General features: G+C 30.0%; 8 protein-coding genes and 1 riboswitch. Of the genes, 4 read left to right on the forward strand and 4 right to left on the reverse strand.

Features of this window, described 5'->3' with window-relative positions; translation table 11 throughout:
* The first annotated feature begins 311 nt into the window (after positions 1 to 311).
* From C4S76_RS06600 to C4S76_RS06610, 3 genes are all read left to right on the forward strand, one after another.
* A complete protein-coding gene (locus C4S76_RS06600) occupies positions 312 to 2,777 on the forward strand; it encodes a C10 family peptidase (RefSeq protein ID WP_105193685.1) in 2,466 nt (821 codons plus the stop codon).
* Positions 2,778 to 3,131: 354 nt separating this feature from the next.
* Entirely contained in the window at positions 3,132 to 5,249 is a 2,118-nt protein-coding gene (locus tag C4S76_RS06605) for a C10 family peptidase (RefSeq protein WP_105193686.1), read from the forward strand.
* A 471-nt stretch (positions 5,250 to 5,720) separates the two neighbouring features.
* On the forward strand, positions 5,721 to 12,071 hold the full coding sequence (locus C4S76_RS06610; protein ID WP_105193687.1) for a pre-peptidase C-terminal domain-containing protein: 6,351 nt from the start codon (positions 5,721 to 5,723) through the stop codon (positions 12,069 to 12,071).
* A 268-nt stretch (positions 12,072 to 12,339) separates the two neighbouring features.
* On the opposite strand, the gene C4S76_RS06615 is transcribed toward C4S76_RS06610, so the two are convergent.
* From C4S76_RS06615 to C4S76_RS06625, 4 genes are all read right to left on the reverse strand, one after another.
* Entirely contained in the window at positions 12,340 to 13,623 is a 1,284-nt protein-coding gene (locus C4S76_RS06615; protein WP_105193688.1) for an APC family permease, read from the reverse strand.
* A gap of 20 nt (positions 13,624 to 13,643) precedes the next feature.
* A complete protein-coding gene (locus C4S76_RS11985) occupies positions 13,644 to 15,059 on the reverse strand; it encodes a TonB-dependent receptor plug domain-containing protein (RefSeq protein WP_262494550.1) in 1,416 nt (471 codons plus the stop codon).
* Positions 15,060 to 15,062: 3 nt separating this feature from the next.
* Positions 15,063 to 16,103, reverse strand: a complete 1,041-nt coding sequence (locus C4S76_RS11990; protein ID WP_245915807.1) for a TonB-dependent receptor plug domain-containing protein — start codon at positions 16,101 to 16,103, stop codon at positions 15,063 to 15,065.
* Between the two features lie 100 nt (positions 16,104 to 16,203).
* Positions 16,204 to 16,303: riboswitch (SAM riboswitch) on the reverse strand.
* Between the two features lie 148 nt (positions 16,304 to 16,451).
* Positions 16,452 to 18,995: an ATP-dependent Clp protease ATP-binding subunit gene (locus tag C4S76_RS06625; RefSeq protein ID WP_105193689.1), complete on the reverse strand. Its 2,544-nt coding sequence runs from the start codon at positions 18,993 to 18,995 to the stop codon at positions 16,452 to 16,454.
* Positions 18,996 to 19,366: 371 nt separating this feature from the next.
* Between C4S76_RS06625 and C4S76_RS06630 the strand changes: the two genes are divergently transcribed.
* Entirely contained in the window at positions 19,367 to 21,526 is a 2,160-nt protein-coding gene (locus C4S76_RS06630) for a TonB-dependent receptor plug domain-containing protein (RefSeq protein ID WP_105193690.1), read from the forward strand.
* Positions 21,527 to 21,529 lie beyond the last annotated feature (3 nt).

Below are 21,529 nucleotides of genomic sequence, written 5' to 3' on the forward strand. Positions count from 1 at the left end.
CTTTATTAATAAACAAACCCATCTCATAAATTAAATATATAGAATAAAATTTCATTCTAAATTAATCACATAATATAAAATTTAAGTTTGAATAGTTGTTTTTTAAATTATTTTTTATAAATTTATCCAATATTAACCCCATACAATATTATGCCTATGATATAATTATATAATATTTAAACACCTTAAAAACAACTACTTTTAGTTTTAAATTAAAATAGTTCAGATCTTTCATATTCTACTTCTCTTTAAAGTATAGAATACTAATTACATTTTGATTATTTTTTTATTTTAACAAATATTATAAATCTATGTTTAAATTTAAATCTATTTTTATCGTTATAGGTTTGCTTTTGTCCTATTATTTTCAGGGGCAAAGCATTTCCGAGGAAACTGCCCGAATGGTGGCAAATAACTTTCTTAATCTAAAATCTGAAAATAAAAGATCACAGGAAGTTCAATTAACTAATATTACTGCTCAAATTAATAAAAAGTACAATGGTTTTTATATTTTTAAAACCGCTAATGGACAAGAATTTTGTATTATTTCTTCTGAAAAGGGAAACCACCCTGTTTTAGCTTATTCTTTTGATTCTTCCTTATCTACTAATGGACCAATATCTCCCGAGTTTTTATACATTCTTGACGGATATCAGGCAGCCAATGAATTTTTAAGAAAAAACAAATCCAAAAAAATCATTAGTGAGGACGATGCTTTAATTAAAAAAGAATGGGAAGCTTTACTTGACGGGAATTCTTTTTCCTTAAATAAAAAAGCTAAAATCTCACAACCTGTAAAAGTTGAACCCCTTCTTAAAACCACTTGGAATCAAAGTCCATACTATAATAAATTTGTACCGCTTACTTATGAGGGAAAATCTTGCTATACAGGATGCGTAGCGACTGCCATGGCTCAAATAATGAAATTCTGGAATTATCCTGTTAAAGGAAATGGAACACATACTTATACAATTAGTAATTCTAATTATAACTGGAAAGGAAAAACATTAACTGCTAATTTCCAAAATACTACCTATCTTTGGAATACTATGCCTAATTCTCTTTCTTCATCATCAACTGAAGCTGAGAAAGATGCTGTAGCCACTTTAATGCTTCATGTCGGAATCTCTGTTGATATGATGTATGGGCCAAACGGTTCCGGGGCATATAGTGAAGATGTTGCCCAGGCTCTACAAGATTACTTTAAATACAGCATAGATAGTAAAATAAAGTATAGATCAAACTATACAAGTGATACTGAATGGCTAAATCTGGTTAAGGATCAGTTAGCCAAAGGTTATCCAGTTTATTTTTCGGGAAGGTCCTCTACCGGAGGACATGCATTTGTCGCAGATGGATATGATAGTAACAATCTGATTCATTTTAATTTAGGTTGGGGGGGATATGCTAATGGATACTATCAAATAACAAATCCACAAGGATATACCGAAAGGCAAGCCGTAGTTACCAATATTTATCCTCCTTCCTTCTCATGTTCAACTCCTGCGGGACTTTCTACCTCAAATATCTCTTCCAGCAGTGCTGTTCTTAAATGGAATGCATCTAATGGAGCGCAAAATTACACAGTGGAATACAAAACAACCTCTGCTTCTACCTGGACTGTAGCCAACGCTGCTATCAATTCCACTACCCTTACCCTTTCAGGATTAGTAGCTAATACGGCTTATAACTGGAGGGTTAGGACTAATTGTCAAGGTTCTAATACTTCGGATTATTCTCAAGCTAATTTTAATACACTCCCGGCACAAATCCCTTGTATTTCGAATTATGAACCTAATGATTCTTTTGCCCAAGCAACAACCATTAGTACCAATACTAATTATTCTGCAGGAATTGGTTCCACCACGGATAAAGATTATTATAAGTTTACTCTAAACAGCAAATCCGATGTGACGGTTACTTTACAAAATCTTCCTAAAGATTATGACTTAATACTATATAATAGTTCACAAGCTCAAATAGGAAATAGTACTAAAGGAGGAACTTCTAATGAGTCCGTAATTCTTAATAATCTAGAACCCGGTACTTATTATATTTATGTTTACGGATATGGTGGTTGGTTTGATATTACCCAATGTTATAACCTCAAAGTAGAGGCAAAAATGGTAGCAGCTCCTTGTATTACTTACTACGAACCTAATGATTCCTTTGCTCAGGCTACAACCATTAATACTAATACTAATTACTCTGCAGGAATTGGTTCCTCTACGGATAAAGATTATTATAAGTTTACTCTAAACAGTAAATCCAACGTGACAGTTACTTTACAAAATCTTCCTAAAGACTATGACTTAATCCTATATAATAGTTCGCAAGCTCAAATAGGATATAGTACTAACGGAGGTACTTCTAATGAGTCTATTACTCTTAATAATCTAGAACCCGGTACTTATTATATTTATGTTTACGGATATCGTGGCAATTTTGATATTAATCAATGTTATAATTTGAAAATACAGACTACTAATGCTATTAATAAGGATGTTAATATAGCAACTTATGAACCTCTTAATACAGAAAATAATACCTCTGTTATACTATATCCTAATCCTGTTGAGGACATCATCAATATAAAAGGAATATATTCTGATAAAAAAGAACATACAACCCTAACAATTTTCGACAGAAATGGAAGTATTGTTAAATCCTTCCTTACCAAAGTAGAAAATGTTATTTCTATAAATGTTTCTGATTTATCTCCTAATGTGTATTACTTAAGTATTAAGGGTAAAAATTACAAGTTTATTAAAAAATAAATTTCTTGTTAAACAAACAAAAAACCGAAAGAAATATCTTTCGGTTTTTTTTGTATAATTTTTAGCTTTTATAATTAATATCCAATACTTTACATTCAAACACTTTTTCCATTTATTCGAAAAAATAAATATAAATTAATTTTTTATATATTTGCACAAACTAATTTTATAAACATTATATTTATGACATAAATCTATTTTTTATTATATATTAAAAAAACAACTACTTTAACTTGATATTAAAATAGTTCTGATTTTTTCTTATTCTACTTCACTTTAAAGTTTAGAATATATAATATTTATATTTTGAATATTTATCGAATATTTTTTTTATTTTTTAAACAATACTACCTTATGATTAAATTTAAATCTATTTTCATTATTTTAGGATTTTTTATTTCCTATTATTTTCAGGGACAAAACATTTCCGAAGAAACCGCCCGAATAGTAGCAAAAAACTTTATTAGCCAAAAATCTGAAATAAAAAGGTCACAGGAAGTTCAATTAACTAATATTACAGCTCAAATTGATAAAAATTTCAATGGTTTTTACGTTTTCGATGCCAATAATGGACAAGGATTTTGTATTATTTCTTCCGAAAAAGAGAATCATCCAGTTTTAGCTTATTCTTTTGATTCCTCTTTTTCTACAGAAGAGCCAATATCGCCCGAGTTTTTATACATTCTTAACGAGTTTCAGGCTGCCAACGAATATTTAAGGAAAAACAAATCCAAAAAAATCATTAATGAAGAAGATCACGTATCAATTATAAAAGAGTGGGAAGCTTTACTTGATGGGAAGATACTTCCTTCAACTAAAAAAGCCAAATTATCATATCCTGAAAATGTTGAACCCCTTCTTGAAACCACTTGGAAACAAAGACCTTACTATAATAAATTTGTACCTCTTACCTATGAAGATAAATCTTGTCCTACGGGATGTGTTGCTACGGCCATGGCTCAAATAATGAAATACTGGAATTATCCGGTTAAAGGAAACGGAACTTATACTTATACTATTGATAATTCTAAGTATGACTGGAAAGGGAAAACATTAACTGCTGATTTTGAAAATGCTACTTATCTCTGGGATACAATGCCTAATTCACTTTCATCATCATCTACTGACGCAGAAATTGATGCTGTAGCTACTCTAATGCTTCATGCTGGAATCTCTGTTGAAATGACATATGGTCCGAACGGTTCCGGAGCATATAGTAAAAAGGTTCCCTTTGCTCTAATAAATTACTTTAAATATAGCTCGGATATTGATATTGAATATAGATCTGACTATGCAAGTGATATTAAATGGATAAATTTGGTTAAAGATCAGTTAGCCAAAGGTTATCCTGTCTATTTTTCCGGAAGGTCCTCTTCGGGTGGACATGCATTTATTGCTGATGGATATGATGCCAACAATCTGATTCATTTTAATTTTGGTTGGGGAGGAAGTTCTAACGGTTATTATCAGATAACTAATCCTAAAGGTTATACCGGAAGGCAAGCCGTAATTATCAATATTTATCCTTCATCTTACACCTGTTCTAAACCCACCGCACTTTCTACCTCAAATATTACTGATATCAATGCCGTTCTCAGCTGGAAAGAGGTAGACGGAGCGCAAAATTACACAGTGGAATATAAAACTGCTTCTGCTTCTACCTGGACTATAGCCAACGCTGCTACTAATTCCACTACCCTAACCCTTTCAGGATTAATAGCTAATACTGCTTATAACTGGAGAGTCAGGTCTAATTGTCTAGATTCCAATACTTCGCTTTATTCTCAAGCTAATTTTAATACTATACCGACACAAGCCCCTTGTATTGCTAGTTATGAACCTAATGATTCTTTTGCACAAGCGACAACTATTCATTCTAATATTGATTATTCCGCAGGAATCGGTTCTGCTTCAGATAAAGATTATTATAAGTTCATCCTGAATAGTAAATCTAGCATAACGGTTACTCTACAAAATCTATTTAAGGATTATAATTTTATAGTATATAACAGTTCATACAAAAGAATTGGAAAAAGTACTAGAAAGAAAAAATTAAATAAATCCGTTTTCTATAAAACTTTAAAACCTGATACTTATTATGTGCAAGTTTATGATAAAAAAGGTAATTTTGATGTTAACCAGTGCTATACACTAAAGGTGGAAGGAAATTATGTTACATATAAAAATATTAATATATCAGATACTCTGCTAGACAATGAAATTCCTAATACAGAAAATAATAACTCTGTTATACTATATCCTAATCCTGTTGAGGATATCATCTATATAAAAGGAATATATTCTGATAAAAAGGAACATGCTAACCTAACTATTTATGATAGAAATGGTAGAATTGTTAAAAGTTCTCCTATCAGGGTAGAAAATATTATTTCTATTAATGTTTCCGATTTATCTCCTAATCTGTATTTTTTAAGAATTAAGGGTAAAAATTACAAGTTTATTAAAAAATAAATCTCTCTGTTAAATAGATAAAAAAACCGAAAGTTTGATCTTTCGGTTTTTTATTTGTCATTAATATAATAAATATAAATTAAGTTTATCTAACTTTTTAAAATTTTTCAGATTTCCTATTAAATCATTTTTTGCTGCTATATTTGATATGTATTTATATAATAAATATAAAATAATTTATATATATAAAAAATAAAATATTAATATTTGTTAATTAAATAAAATAAATATTTTAACTGAGTAATTAAATTATGAATGATAATTTATAATTTTGCTTAGTAATAATCCCTTAAAATTAAATCTATGAAATAATTATATTAAATTTTAAACCATATAAAAACTACTTTTAATTTAAAATTAAAATAGTTATGATCTTTCATATTCTACTTCTTTTTAAAGTATTGAATACATATTATATTTTGAATATTTTTATTATTTAATAATTTTTATTTTAATAAATATTACTAGTCTATGATTAAATTTAAACCTATTTTTATCATTATAGGATTTATTTTGTCCTATTCTTTCCATGGACAAGAAATTTCTGAAGAAACCGCTCAATTGGTAGCAAAAAATTTTCTTACTCTTAAATCTGAAAATAACAAATCAAGAGAAGTACAATTAACCAATGTTACAAATCAAATTAATAAAAAGTACGATGGTTTCTATATTTTTAAAATCAATAACGGAAAGGGATTTTGTATTATTTCTTCCGAAATGGGAAATCATCCTATTCTAGCTTATTCATTTGATTCTCCCTTATCTACAAATGGATCTGCATCTCCGGGATTTTTACGCATTCTTGACGGTTATCAAGCAGCCTGTGAAAATTTAAGAAAAAACAAATTCAAAAAAGTGATTAATGAGGGCAATTCATTAATTAAAAAAGAGTGGGAAGCTTTACTTTCCGGAAAGCCCCTCCCTTCACCTATAAATGCTAAATCATCACAGCCTGAAAGTGTTAAACCTCTTATTCAAACTACTTGGGGTGAAACTAAGTATTATAATAAGTTTACTCCTATTATTAATGGAAAAACAACTGCTACAGGAGATGTTGCCACGGCTTTGGCTCAAATAATGAAATACTGGAACTATCCTGTTACGGGAAAAGGAACGCATACTTATACTATTCCTGACACGAATGGAAAAACATTAACCGCTGATTTCCAAAACACTACCTATCAATGGGGAAATATGCCTAATTCACTTTCTTCAGCATCTACTGAAGCAGAGGTTGATGCTGTTGCCACTTTAATGCTTCATGTCGGAATTGCAGTTGATATGAAATATCAGTATTATGGTAGTATGGGCAACCATGACGCTATTGTCTCTGCCTTAAAAAATTATTTTAAATATAGCCCTGATGTTCAAATGAAATCAAGGCCCGCTTACTATGAAGATAATACTGAATGGAAAAACTCAATTAAGGATCAGTTAGCCAAAGGATATCCTGTTTTTGTTTACGGAGTTCAAGTACGTGGAGGTGGACATTCTTTTGTTATAGATGGTTATGATTCCAACAATTTATATCATCATAATTATGGTTATGGAGGCACTGATAATGGTTACTATTCTTTAGATGATTTAGAACAATATAATGATCAACAAATCGCAATTTTCAACATTTATCCACCTGCCTCCACCTGTTCTACACTCACCGGGCTTTCTGCTTCTAATATCTCTGAAAATAGTGTTCTCCTTAAATGGAATGCAGCAAGCGGAGCTCAAAATTATACAGTAGAATATAAAACCGCTTCAGCTACCACCTGGACTACAGCTAACGCGGGTATTAATTCTACTTCCTTTACCCTTTCGGGGTTAGCTGCTAATACAGCTTACAGTTGGAGAGTCAAGGCCAATTGTTCAGGTTCTAGTACTTCAAATTATACTTTGGCTTATTTTAATACAATATCGACACAAGGCCCCTGTATAGCTAACTTCGAACCAAATGATTCTTTTGAATCTGCAAAGTCTGTTAATACGGATGAAACTGTATATTTTGCAGGATTCAGTTCTTCTACGGATAAAGATTATTATAAGTTTACTATCGACAAATTATCCGATGTTTCTATTTATTTTGAAAACATGTCTAAAACTCATCGCATATATATTTATGATAGTTCACTAAAAGAAATAACTTCAGATATTAGTCGCCGTGATGATCCAAATTTGACATTATACAAAATAAATCCAGGAACCTATTATTTATATGTTGACGGAGCTAATTTAGATTATAATTTTACCCAGTGTTATAATTTCAAAATTAATGCAACTACTTTAGAAGATAATTCTTGTACCGATAACTTTGAACCTAATGATTCTTTTGCAACTGCAACAACTATTAATAATAATGCTTCTTTCTTAGCCAAGATTGGGTCTCCTACGGATAAAGACTATTACAAGTTTACCTTAAACGCTTTATCTAATTTTGATGTTGGTTTAGAAGGATATCCTACCGGATATACTATAAAGGTATATGACAGTGCGCAAAATTATATTAATGAATCCTCTGCTCCTTATTATTGGGTGTCTCTTATGAATCAAAAGCCAGGAACTTATTATCTAGTTGTAGAAGCTAGTCAATATAGTGATATAACTAAGTGCTACAAACTGGTACTTCACTCAGAGGAATTATTGCCTCCTTGTGACCCTTATAAATACGAGCCCAATGATTCTTTCGAAACAGCCACAGAAATTAAAAGGGTAACAGACTACCATTCTGGAATAACATCTGCCACAGATAAAGATTATTATAAGTTTACATTAAATAAAAGAGCTAAGGTTACCGTTCATCTAGATGATCTACCTAAAGATTATAATTTAATAGTATATAACGCTTCAAAAAAACAAATTGGTTCCGGTACTAATTCCGGTACTAATAATGAATCGGTTGCTTTACCTGATTTAGAGGCGGGTACTTATTACATATATGTTTATGGTAATAATGGTAATTTTGATAATACTCAATGTTATACCATCAGTTTTGATGAATTAGCAGAGTTTTCTTGTATCCCTAAAGACGAACCTAATGATTCTTTTGCAACTGCTACATGGGTTTATACCAATTACGAACAAACTGCAGGTATTAATAATAAATATATACAAACTGCAGGCATTGGTTCAGCAACAGATAAAGATTATTATAAGTTTAAGCTAGACGAAAATTCTGATATTTTAATTACTTTAAGCTCTCCTGAAAATATTAATTTTATAGTATATAACAATTCTCAAGCTCAAATTGGTTCCGGTACTATTTCTAATGATAATAAAACGGCTAAATTTAACAATCTTGAGCATGGTACTTATTATGTGGTTGTTTACGGGGAAAATGGCTATTATGATATTACCAAATGTTATTCCTTAAAAATTGATAGACCGGCGTCATGTAACGCTAATTATGAACCTAATGATACTTTTGAATCTGCTACTCCTATAGAAATTAATACTACCTATAGTGCTGGGTATGGATATCTTAACGATAAAGATTATTATAAGTTTACCTTAAACAAGACTTCCAGTGTTAAGATTTCTTTAGATAATATAAACAATAGTAATATAAGTGTATATAACAGTTCAAAAGAATATATTTCAAGTTATGATTGTAGAAAATTAGAACCGGGTACTTACTATGTGCTTATTGCTAATTTTTCGGATTTTGATATTTCCAAATGTTATGACTTAACAATTAAAGTGAAAGAAGAAGCTTCTTGTATTGATAACTATGAACCGAATAATTCTTTTGATTCTGCAACCGCTATTAAAACTAATACAGATTACTACGGAGCAATAAGCTATGATGGTGATTTTGATTATTATAAATTTACCTTGAACAGTAAATCCAACGTTTCCGTTAGTTTACAAAGTTCAATTGATAATCATGATTTTAAAGTATATGACGCTTCAAAAAATCAAATTGGTTCTGGTAATTCTGTTATCCAATTAAACAATCTTAGCCCGGGAACTTATTATGTATATATAAGAAGAGCTGGTTTTGACATTACAGAATGTTATAAACTAAATGTTCAAGTAGAGACCCCTTGTATTGATAACAACGAACCCAATGATTCTTTTGCGTCTGCAACAGCTATAAATACCAATACCATTTATAGCGCAAGGATCGAATCTGCTACAGACAAAGATTATTATAAATTTACCCTAAACAGTAAATCTAATGCTACCGTTACTTTACAAAATATTACTACAAGCTGTAATATAAATGTATATGATAGTTCGCAAAAACTTATTGGTCAAAGTACTTCCAATGGTATTGACGATATAAGTATTCCGCTTAACACCCTAGATCCGGGTACCTATTATTTATTTGTAGAAAGTAAAGATACATATGCTATGAATCAGTGTTATAAATTACAAGTAAAGGCATATGACAAAGATATTCCTTGTATAGCCAATAGCTATGAACCTAATGATTCTTTTAAAACAGCTACAGCTATTGATAATAACACTAGATATGCCGGAAGTATTGATTCTGCCACAGATAAAGATTATTATAAGTTTACTCTGAATAAAAGGTCCAAGGTTTTCATTCATATAGATGGTGATTGTGGTTATAATTTATATAACAGTTTTCAAGAAAAAATTGAGGGTTATTCATTTTATAATGTTAAATTAGAACCAGGTACTTATTATTTATATTTATATACAATAGATTTTAAAAAACCTGTTTGTTACAACCTAAAAGTTGAGGCGAAAGAAGAAGCTTCTTGTTCGACTAATTATGAACCAAATGATTCATTTGAATCTGCAGTAGCTATTAACACTAATACCAATTATTCTGCAGCAATTGATTCTAATACAGATAAAGATTATTATAAGTTTACTCTGAGCAATAAATCCAATGTGACTGTTAGTTTACAAAATCCTATTACTTTAGATTACTCTCGTAATGATTTTAAAGTATTTAATAGTTCGAAAGAACAAAAAGGGGCTACTTCTTTTTTTAATTCTGAAAAAATGATTACCCTTAATAATTTAGAGCCGGGAACTTATTACGTGCAAATTTATGCTGCTCCAGATTATTTTGATTTTACAGAATGTTATAACCTCAAAGTTAATGAAACTATAGTTAAGTCTTCTTGTATTGATAACTTTGAACCTAATGATTCTTTTAGTACCGCAAAAGATATTGATACCAACACTAACTATTCCGCAGGTATTGGTTCTTATGGAGATAAAGATTATTATAAGTTTAGTATAACTCGTAATTCCAAGGTTACCGTTAATTTACAAAACCTTCCTAAGGATTATGATTTAAAAGTATATAGTGGTTCAACACTAATTGGTTTGAGTAATAATTCTGGTTTTTCTAATGAATCTGTTCACTTTGAGAGTCTAGAACCAGACACTTATTATGTAGTTGTTGAAGGAAATTATAATTTTGATGTAACACAATGTTACAACCTCTTAATCGAGACAACTGAAGCATCTCCTTGTGTGGCTAACTATGAGCCCAACGATTATTTTACATCTGCTACACCTATTCATACCAATACCAATTATTCTGCAGCAATTGGTTCTGCAACAGATAAGGATTATTACAAGTTTACCATAGATACTAAGTCTAATATTACTATTAGTTTACAAAACCTTCCTAAAGATTATAATTTAATGGTATATAATGCTTCTCAGGTACAAATTGTTTCCAGTACTAATTCTGGTACTTCTAATGAATCAGTTACTCTTAACAATCTAGTACCGGGCACTTATTATGTAGTGGTTTACGGAGAAAATGGTAATTTTGATATTATTCATTGCTATAATCTCTATGTTGAAGCAACAGTAATAGCTTCTTGTATTACTAATTATGAACCCAACGATTCTTTTGCACAAGCATCAACTATTCAAACCAATACTAATTATTCTGCAGGAATAGGGTCTGCTATCGATAAAGATTATTATAAGTTTACCCTCGATAGTAAATCCAACGTTACTGTTACTTTACAAGACCTTCCTAAGGATTATAATTTAATAGTTTATAATGCTTCTAAGGTGCAAATTGGTTCTGGTATTAATTCCGGCACTTCTAATGAATCGGTTTCTCTAAATAATCTTGAACCGGGTTCTTATTATGTAGTGGTTTACGGAAATAGTGGTTATTATGACATTAATCAGTGTTATAACCTCAAAGTTGAAGCTACAGAATCAAAATCTACTTGTGTTAATAATTATGAACCTAACGATTCTTTTGCGCAAGCTACAGCTATTAATACTAATACTAATTACTACGCAGGAATCGGCTCTGCTACAGATAAAGATTATTTTAAGTTTTCTCTTAATAGTATCTCTAATGTTACCGTTACTTTACAAGACCTTCCTAATGATTATAATTTTGAAATATATGATGTTTCAAATAAAAGAATTGGAAAAGGTAATAAAAAGAAAAACTCAAATAAATCTGTTTTCTCTAAAAATTTAGATCAGGGTACTTATTATGTAGTTGTTTACGGTAATAAGCATTGTTTTGATATTAAACAATGCTATAACCTAATAGTTGAAGCTAATACTACTATTATTAAAAATGCTAATGCATCTGATCCTAAATTAAATAATGGAATTCTTAATTCTGAAAATAATACCTCTGTTATACTATATCCTAACCCAGTTGAGGACATCATCAATATAAAAGGTATATATTCAGGTAAAAAGGAACATACTACCCTAACTATTTATGACAGAAATGGTAGAATTGTTAAATTCTTCCCTATCAGAGTAGAAGGTATTATATCTATAAATGTTTCCGATTTATCTCCTAATATGTATTATTTAAGTATTAAGGGTAAAAATTATAAGTTTATTAAAAAATAATTTCATTTATTAACAAAAAAAACCGAAAGATTGATCTTTCGGTTTTTTTTGTTTATTTTTATAATACTGAATTTTATCTGACTCTTTTCTGTACCATTATCAACCTATTAATATGGCCTAAATACTTTTTAAAATCCATTATTCCTTGTCTTTCAAAAAATATTAAAAAATAGGGCATATATATCGCTTTTACTTTATTTGATAATTTCTTACTCTCATTATTACTTACTATAAAATCATCAAATTCTTTCATAGACATTCATGTTTTCTATTTATGATTTCTTACCATTTTAGTTTTATCAAAAAAATATAATACTCCTCCTACTCCAACAATAGCTATGCCTATTAAACTTTCTCTCGGATGGTTAATAAAAGTAAAGTATAGAATGTAAAAGCTAAAAAGTAAAAAGATTATGGGCAATAATAAAAACCAGCTTTTTTTAATTAAAGTACGGTCCTTCTTTTTCAAAAATAAAGAAGTGCTCACAGCGGCTGTCGCTAACAATTGAAGTACAAAGGCTGTGTAGATAAAAATTTCTTCAAACTTACCACTTAATATAATAATTATACTAATAATGGTATGAGCGAAAATTGCATATATAGGAATTCCGTTTTTATTTTCTTTTCCTAAGGGCTTCCATAAATGATTTTCTTTGGCTGTAGCTTGTGTCACTCTGGAACCCACCCATAAATAACCACTAATTGTTGCTACCAGTTGTAGAGCTATAAAATAACTTACCCATTTTACTCCCTGTTTACCCAAAACATGATAAAAAGCTATATTGGCTACCTCTTCTTTATTCTCAAGTTCCTCTATACTTGCATGTTTTAATAAGACATAATTTAACAACACATAACTTACAGTTACAAATACAGTTCCTATAATCAGTGCTTTAGGAAGATTTATTTTAGGAATTTTTATTTCTTCTACAATATAAGAAGCTGAATTCCAACCAGTATACGCATAGGTAACGAAAACTAAAGAACTGGCAAAAGCGGGAAGAATTATTTCATTTTTCCAAGAAGAATCCCAAAGTAAAGCATTAGGCTGAGAGGGACTTATATAAATTCCTACCCAAATGAGTACTATAATAAATACGACTTTGAGAAATGCAAAAAAATTTTGAAAATGACTGCTTATTTTTAGGCTAAAACATTGAAAAAAAGCTATAAATATTATTATAACTATAGCAAAAGTTTTTACATGTTCTATTCCTAAATATTTTGACATTGCCAGTGCTGCCAGTGAAACCGGAGCTGAAAAACCAACAATAAGAGAAACCCAACTGGTAAGGTATCCCATTATAGGATGATAGGTACGGGAAAGGTATATATAATCACCACCAGATTGTTTAAAATATGCACCCAATTCTGCATATATAAAAGCACCTATTAATGCCAAAACTCCTCCTGCAAACCATAAAAGAAGTAATGATATACTATTATGTAACTCAGGCACCTGATATCCTAAACTGGTAAAAACTCCAGTGCCGATCATATTTGATACTACTATAGCCGTAGCTGTTTTCCAACCTATTTTTTTTGCTGCCACTTTTTAATTTACTTTGAAATCTAAAAATTCATATTAAGTTTTGCAAACCAATTAGCCCCTGTGGTACCCATCTGCACCGGAGCATATTTGAATACGTGATAATAAGAATTTTCATATATCTGTTTATCCGGGAAAATATCAAATATATTATTCCCTCCCACGGTTAGAGTAAAATTTTTAAATATATCATAACTAATACTTAAATCTGTTACTAATTTAGGGTCATGATGTTGCACTTTACCAAAAGGATAACCATCTCTGGTAACTTTTCCAAAATAGGTATTTCTTACTAAAAAATTCCATTTTGAAAGATTATACACAAAACCTAAAGTAGCCTTGGTTTTAGGGCTTAAAGATTCAATTATATTTGTCTGATCGGGACCGAAATATTCATTTCTATTTCCCCCAAATACTTCAGGAAAATGAAAATCTACAATCTCAGTTTGTGTATAATTGCCTGATAAATTAATGGTTAAGTTACCTAATCCAATATTTAACTTATAAGTTGCTACAATATCAATTCCTTTAGTCTCAGTATCTATAGCATTTGTAAAAAATCTTGCTCCTTCTACTCCATAGGATTGAATGATGGGATTTACAAATTCACTGGTAAGAACAATTCGATCATCTACCTTAATGTAATAAGCATCTGCTGTAATATATAAGTTTTTTGAGGGTCTGAAAGTTAATCCGGTACTTGCATTAATAGATTTTTCTTCTTTCAATTTCTCTATGCTTAGAGCTTTAGCCAAAATACTTTCATTTGTAAAAATTCCTTTGGAAACTATGCCTGAACCTGAAGTGGAGATATCTGAAAATGAATTATTAAAATATTGTTGTTGTAAAGATGGAGCTCTGAATCCTGTACTAAATGCACCTCTTATTGCAAAACCGTTTGCATATTCATAACGTAAAGCTAATTTTCCTGTTAAAGAATTTCCAAAATCAGAATAATGCTCATATCTTCCGGCTATATCTCCGGAAAATTTATTGGTTTTAAAGGCCAAATCTGCATAACCTGCCACATTATTTCTATCTTTTTTTAACGCATTTGCCGGTGAAAATCCTATAAATCCCTGTGAGCCACCTGCTGCTATAATATTTGATGGATCAGTAATCGCTGTTACTATATTACCAAATTTATCATATCGTGCCCAAGAGGCTTCTTCTCCTGTTTTTATCTGATATTGCTCATATCTGAATTCTCCTCCAAAAGCTAAGGTAAAGATATGATTAAAATTTTTAGCTATATCTAAGTTTATAGTATTTTGTAAAAATTCATGTCCTCCTGCTTTAAATTCTGTAGGAGAATTTACACCTAAGGATGCATTATTGGTTTGAGCTACTTTATAATTAAAGATATTTTGTCCTAAGGTATTACTTAAATCAATATTCCAATTATTATAATAATACCTAACTCCTGTGGCATTAGATATATCTTAAATAGTAGATTTTAACAAAGGCTGAAATCCGTTGGGATAATATTCTGATACAACATTAGAGGTTTCGCTGGGAAGTCTCCTGAACTCTGCTCCTTCTCCCTGCCTTAAACTAGCTCCTCCGAAAGAATATAAGTTAAATTTATCTGAGAGAGGATAGATAGCATTTACAAAAAATTGTTGATTTTTAATCTGTGCATCACCTATTCTAAATCTAAAATCTCTTTGTGTAACCCCCTTTGCTGCCATAATTTGTTCATCTTCTGCTCTTGCCTGTTCTGGATTTGGAGCAAATTCATAAGCAAAATTGTTTCCAAACTTATCTAAATTGTTTTCATATGAACGGTTGGTTTTATTTCTTTGGCTTACCACCAGTGAAAGATTTATAGAACCTCCGTTAGTTCCTAATTTAGTTCCATAATTTCCACTAAAGTTGTAGTTTTCACCATCTTTTCTATTAGTTATTCCATAAGATATAGAGGCTGATCCTCCTTCATTTTTTTTTAAAATAATATTAATTACTCCTGCTATGGCATCAGATCCATATTGTGCTGCTGCTCCATCTCTTAATACTTCAATTTTTTCTATTGCTGAAACAGGTATTGCACTTAAATCTGTCCCTACTGAACCATTGCCTACTGTATTTTGATAATTAACTAAAGAAGTAGTATGACGTCTTTTTCCATTTACTAAAACCAAAACCTGATCTGGTCCCATACCTCTCAAAGTTGCCGGATCTATGTGTTCGGTACCGTCTGAGGATGATTGACGTACCGAATTAAATGAAGGAACCAAATAATTTAATAAATCATTAGCTGTAATTTGTGGTGAATTTTTTTCAATTTTCCTTACATCTATAACATCTATGGCTACAGGAGAATTTACAACGGTTCTCTCGGAATTCCTTCCTCCTATTATAACTACTTCATCTAAATCATTAAACTGTTCTAAAGAGTCTATGGCTACTTTTTCCTGAGCTGTTATATATTCAAAAAAACTTACAAATAATAAGGATAAAATTAATAAAATCTTTTTTTTCATTCTCTTTTTTTAATTATTAGATCATTTTATAAATAATCTTAATCAAGAAAGTCTTAAAGAAAAGATTTTATTCGCTTGGTAGATTTTTATTTAAGCAAATCACTCATCTTTCCCCTTAAGGGCTGGAATTAGCACCATGCTGAAGTTAGCCGGTTGCCAAGGTTTCACAGGGCCAGTCCCTCCACCTTTCTTGATAAGTCTTGCAAATATATTATTATTTTATAGAATTTAATTATCTTAAATAAAATAATTTTCTTGTTGTTTAAAATCAGTTTTATATCCAATTCATTTACAAACTAAAAAAGCCACTTGATCAAGTGGCTTTTTTAGAATATATATTTTATTTTCTTACTCTTTCGATTCTGATGTTTTTTCTTTTTTACCTAAAATTTTTATCTCAGTATTACTTTTATCTTTATTTAAACGAATTTGTATATGATCTTCTTTTAATATTGAAGAATTAATTATTTCTTCAGCAATTAAATCTTCTATATACTTTTGTATAGCTCTTTTAAGAGGACGTGCTCCAAAGTTTTTATCCCATCCTTTTTCTATAATAAATTCTTTAGCTTCTGGAGATAATTCTACTTTGTATCCTAATTTATCAATTCTTGCATATACTTTTTGTAATTCAAGATCAATAATTTTAGAAATGTTATCTTTATCTAAGTTGTTAAATACAATTACGTCATCTATCCTGTTTAGGAATTCTGGAGCAAAAGTTCTTTTTAAAGCATTTTCTAAAGTTGATTTTGCTCTTGCATCTGAAGATGATTTTTTAGCAGAAGTACCAAAACCAACTCCATCGCCAAATTCTTTTAATTCTCGAGTTCCTATATTGGAGGTCAATATTATGATAGTATTTCTAAAATCTATTTTTCTTCCTAAACTATCAGTTACATGTCCATCATCCAATATTTGTAACAATATATTAAAAACATCCGGGTGAGCTTTTTCTATTTCATCAAGTAATATTACCGCATAAGGTTTTCTTCTCACGGCTTCTGTTAGCTGTCCTCCTTCTTCATACCCTACATATCCCGGAGGCGCACCTACTAATCTTGATACCGCAAATTTTTCCATATATTCGCTCATATCAATTCTAATAAGAGCATCTTCCGAATCAAACAATTCTTTCGCCATTACTTTAGCTAATTGAGTTTTTCCTACACCGGTAGATCCTAAGAAAATGAAGGTTCCGATAGGTCGATTAGGGTCTTTTAATCCTGCTCGGTTTCTTTGAATTGCTTTTACCACTTTGTTTACAGCTTCATCCTGACCTATAATTTTTCCTTTCATCAGGTCTTTCATCTGAGCTAGTTTCTGAAGTTCTCCTTCCGCTACTCGTTGTACCGGTACTCCACTCATCATAGAAACTACTTCAGCTACATTATCTTCGGTTACAACTTCTCTATTTTCTCGTGAAACTTTTTCCCATTCTCTTTGAGCATTAGCCAACTTAGATTCGATTTCTTTCTCCGTATCTCTTAATTGAGCGGCTTCCTCATATTTCTGACTTTTAATAACTTTGGTTTTTTTGGCTCTTATTTTTTCTAAATCTTTTTCGTAAGTCAGTATTTCCTGAGGAACTTTGATATTTTTTATGTGTACACGAGATCCTGCTTCATCTAAGGCATCTATCGCCTTATCCGGCAAAAATCTATCAGTAATATATCTTGTGGTTAGAGAGACACATGCTTTAATAGCTTCATCTGTATAAGTTACATTATGATGCTCTTCATATTTATTTTTAATTTGATTAAGAATTATGATGGTTTCTTCCGGCGAAGTTTGTTCTACCATTACCTTTTGAAACCTTCTTTCTAAAGCTCCATCTTTTTCTATGTATTGACGATATTCATCTAATGTAGTAGCACCAATACATTGTATTTCTCCTCTAGCCAATGCCGGTTTAAACATATTAGAAGCATCTAATGATCCGGTAGCTCCTCCGGCGCCAACAATGGTATGTACTTCATCTATAAATAATATAATGTCTGAATTTTTCTCTAATTCATTCATTATAGCTTTCATTCTTTCTTCAAATTGCCCTCTATATTTTGTTCCTGCAACTAAACTGGCCACATCTAAGGTAACTACTCTTTTATTATATAAAACCCTAGATACTTTTTTTTGAATGATTCTTAATGCTAAACCTTCTGCTATAGCGGATTTACCTACTCCTGGTTCACCAATTAATAATGGATTGTTCTTTTTCCTTCTACTTAATATTTGTGAAACCCTTTCTATTTCTTTTTCTCTCCCCACAACCGGGTCTAATTTACCTTCAGCTGCAGCCATAGTTAGATCTCTTCCAAAATTATCTAAAACCGGAGTTCTACTTTTAGATGTTCCTCCACCTCCAGAAGATTTATTAGAAGATTCGCCATAGTTAGAATACTCTCCTCCTGCTTCATCTTCTGAAAATTCTGCTGAGGGTTGCTCTGTAAAATCTTCTTGAAATTGAAATCGATATTCTTCCCTTACTGCATTTGCATCAACTCCATATTTTTTAAATATCTGAGTTACCGGATCGCTTTCAATCCTTAAAATACATAATAATAAGTGTATGGGTTCTATTTCCGGACTTTTAAATAATTTGGCTTCTAAAAAACTGGTTTTTAAGGCTCTTTCTGCCGCCTTAGTAAAAGGTATATTATTTCTTTCTATTTTTACTACGTTAACCGTAGAATTAAGGTTCTCTATTTGTCTTCTTAGCTCACTTAAATCAATATTCAAACTTTGGAGTACAGAAATTGCTTTATTATTACCTTCACGTAACATTCCTAAGATGAGATGTTCTGTACCCAAATGGTCATTTCCCAATCGTAATACTTCTTCATTGCTGAAGCTAATTACATCTTTTATTTGTTGTGAAAAATTTTCGTTCATGTATAAGTTTAAATCTTAAAAAATTACTTTGGATTATACAAATTTAATAATTCCTTTATCATAATAACATTTATTATGCCAATTTATTTTTCGGATATTCTGTCATATTTTATACTTTTAATTTTACTATAACAATTTTCAAAGATAGTTTATTTAAATTTATTCTAAATAATTAATGTTACTTTTAAATAATATTTCTCTTTTCTTGCGCTTTTATATTTTATTTCTTTTTTATATTCATAAAAACACTTTTTATCCTTCTAAAAAAAATATATCTCTTAAACTTTAACAAATAATTAAATTAATTTATATATTAATTAGATTGATTCTAAATAATAATTATATTTGTAAAAACTAAAATTATCATTATAATGTATATAAATAAATTTTATTCTTTTTTTATTTTATATTTTATTTTTTGCTTTACAAAATCTCAACATATAAAAGACAGTTTATCTTATAGAAACATAGACGATGTGATCATTACCGGACAATATTCTCCTCAATCTTTAGCTAAATCGATCTATCAAGTTGAAATTATATCAGAACAAGATATTAAAAATAGAGCCGCCAGTACTTTAGCTGATGTATTAAACTATAATCTCAATTTTTTAGTTGTCCCTAAACAAGATACCGGAGACTCTCAAGTATCTCTTTTCGGTTTAAACGGACAATATTTTAAAGTAATGATAGATAATATTCCTTTAGTGAGTGATAATGGTATGGGAAATACTATAGATTTAACTAAAATAAATCTAGATAATGTAGAACAAATTGAAATAGTACGTGGTAGTATGGGGGTTGATTATGGTTCTAATTCATTAACAGGGATTATTAACATTATTACTAAGAAAAAAATTCCTGAAAAATGGAAAATTTCAGGATATGCCCAAGAAGAATCCGTAGGTAATGAATATGACTGGAAAGAAAAAGGACGCCACATTCAATCTTTAGAAGTATCTCACAATTTATCTAATAAATGGTTTATTTCTGCAGGGATTAACAGTAATAATTTTCAAGGTTTTTTTGATAATAAGGAAGGGAAAAGATATTATGAAAACGATGGAAAAAGAGGATATGAATGGTTACCTAAACAACAGTGGAATGCAAATGCTTTAATTAGTTTTAAGTCTAAAAATTTTTCCGCATTTTATAAAGTTCAATTCTTAGATGAAATAATTAAATATTATAATCCTATAGTAAAATATGCTCCTTTATATTTGGGCGGTTTATATACATATTCATCTACAGATAGAGATTATAATACGCAACGATGGTTACATCACGTATTTTTAAAAACCCGATTCTTTAATCAAATTGACTATAATGGAGATTTTTCATATCAGGAACAAAACAGAAAATATAGAGATTATATTTATGACATTGGTAAAAGGGAAGTTTTTAATTTTAAAAACCCGTATAAAAGTTATGCAAAAACAGAAGCTTGGTATAACCGCGGAACGTTTAGTAATTTTATAAAAAGCAAAATTCTGGATTTTCAACTGGGTTATGAAATTAATTTAATCGAAGGATTTAGAGCTGCAAACTCAGCAAGTATTGCAGGATTAAATGTATCCGGTTTTCAAGAAGATGTAAGGAAACATTTGGATAATTATGATATTTTCATTTCTAGTGAAATACGTACAAACGTAGGGCTATCTCTACGTCCGGGATTTAGATCCAGCTTTAATTCTAAATTTGAAAACCAATATTCATATTCATTTGCAATGAAATATGAATTATCTAAATTATCAGATATTAGAGCTGAATTTTCATCTTCAAACCGTACGCCTAATTTTGATGAATTATATACATATTTTGTAGATACCAATCACGATATACAAGGAAATTCTGATCTCAATCCTGAAAAAGGATATTCTACCGCTATTCATTGGAATCAAAAAATTATTTCTAATAATGACCTAAAAACTTCATTTAATTTAAGCACTATTTATATTGAACTTAAAGATAAAATAGAACTTTCTACTGTCAGTATTGTCCCTTTGCATTATAAATATATTAATATAGATAAATATTCAAGTTGGGGCATACAAGGGGGTAATTCTTTTCAATATAAAAATATTGATTTTAGCCTTGGAGCATCGGTTTTTGGAATTTCCAGGAAACTAAATGATAATATAAATGGAATACATGTAACCGTTCCTAATGATAAATATCTATACAATTTTCAACTCAATTCTAACGTAAATTATACTATTCAAAAATGGGAAACTACAATTTCTATATACTATAAATATACCGGTAAAGAGTCTGGATATATATATGATTCAAATTCAGATTCTTTTTATTTAGGTAAACAAGAAGATTTTAATCAACTGGATGCTTCAATAAGAAAATATTTATTCAAAAATAAAATTGAAATTACTGCAGGAGTTAGAAATATTTTTGATATAAAAAATGTTAATACAACTGCTGCTCAATCAGGTGCTCATCAAGGACCTATATCCAGCATAAATTTATTTTATGGACGTTCTTATTTCTTAAAACTTGGATTTAATTTAGATTTTTAATAT

The sequence above is a fragment of the Apibacter adventoris genome (genome assembly GCF_002964965.1).
Taxonomy (GTDB): Bacteria; Bacteroidota; Bacteroidia; order Flavobacteriales; family Weeksellaceae; genus Apibacter; species Apibacter adventoris.

Excerpts from the sequence above, each read along its gene's own strand:
- C4S76_RS06600 (WP_105193685.1), top strand. The coding sequence starts at position 312 with ATGTTTAAATTTAAATCTATTTTTATCGTTATAGGTTTGCTTTTGTCC.
- C4S76_RS06605 (WP_105193686.1), top strand. The coding sequence starts at position 3,132 with ATGATTAAATTTAAATCTATTTTCATTATTTTAGGATTTTTTATTTCC.
- C4S76_RS06610 (WP_105193687.1), top strand. The coding sequence starts at position 5,721 with ATGATTAAATTTAAACCTATTTTTATCATTATAGGATTTATTTTGTCC.
- C4S76_RS11990 (WP_245915807.1), bottom strand. The coding sequence starts at position 16,103 with ATGAAAAAAAAGATTTTATTAATTTTATCCTTATTATTTGTAAGTTTT.
- C4S76_RS06625 (WP_105193689.1), bottom strand. The coding sequence starts at position 18,995 with ATGAACGAAAATTTTTCACAACAAATAAAAGATGTAATTAGCTTCAGC.
- C4S76_RS06630 (WP_105193690.1), top strand. The coding sequence starts at position 19,367 with ATGTATATAAATAAATTTTATTCTTTTTTTATTTTATATTTTATTTTT.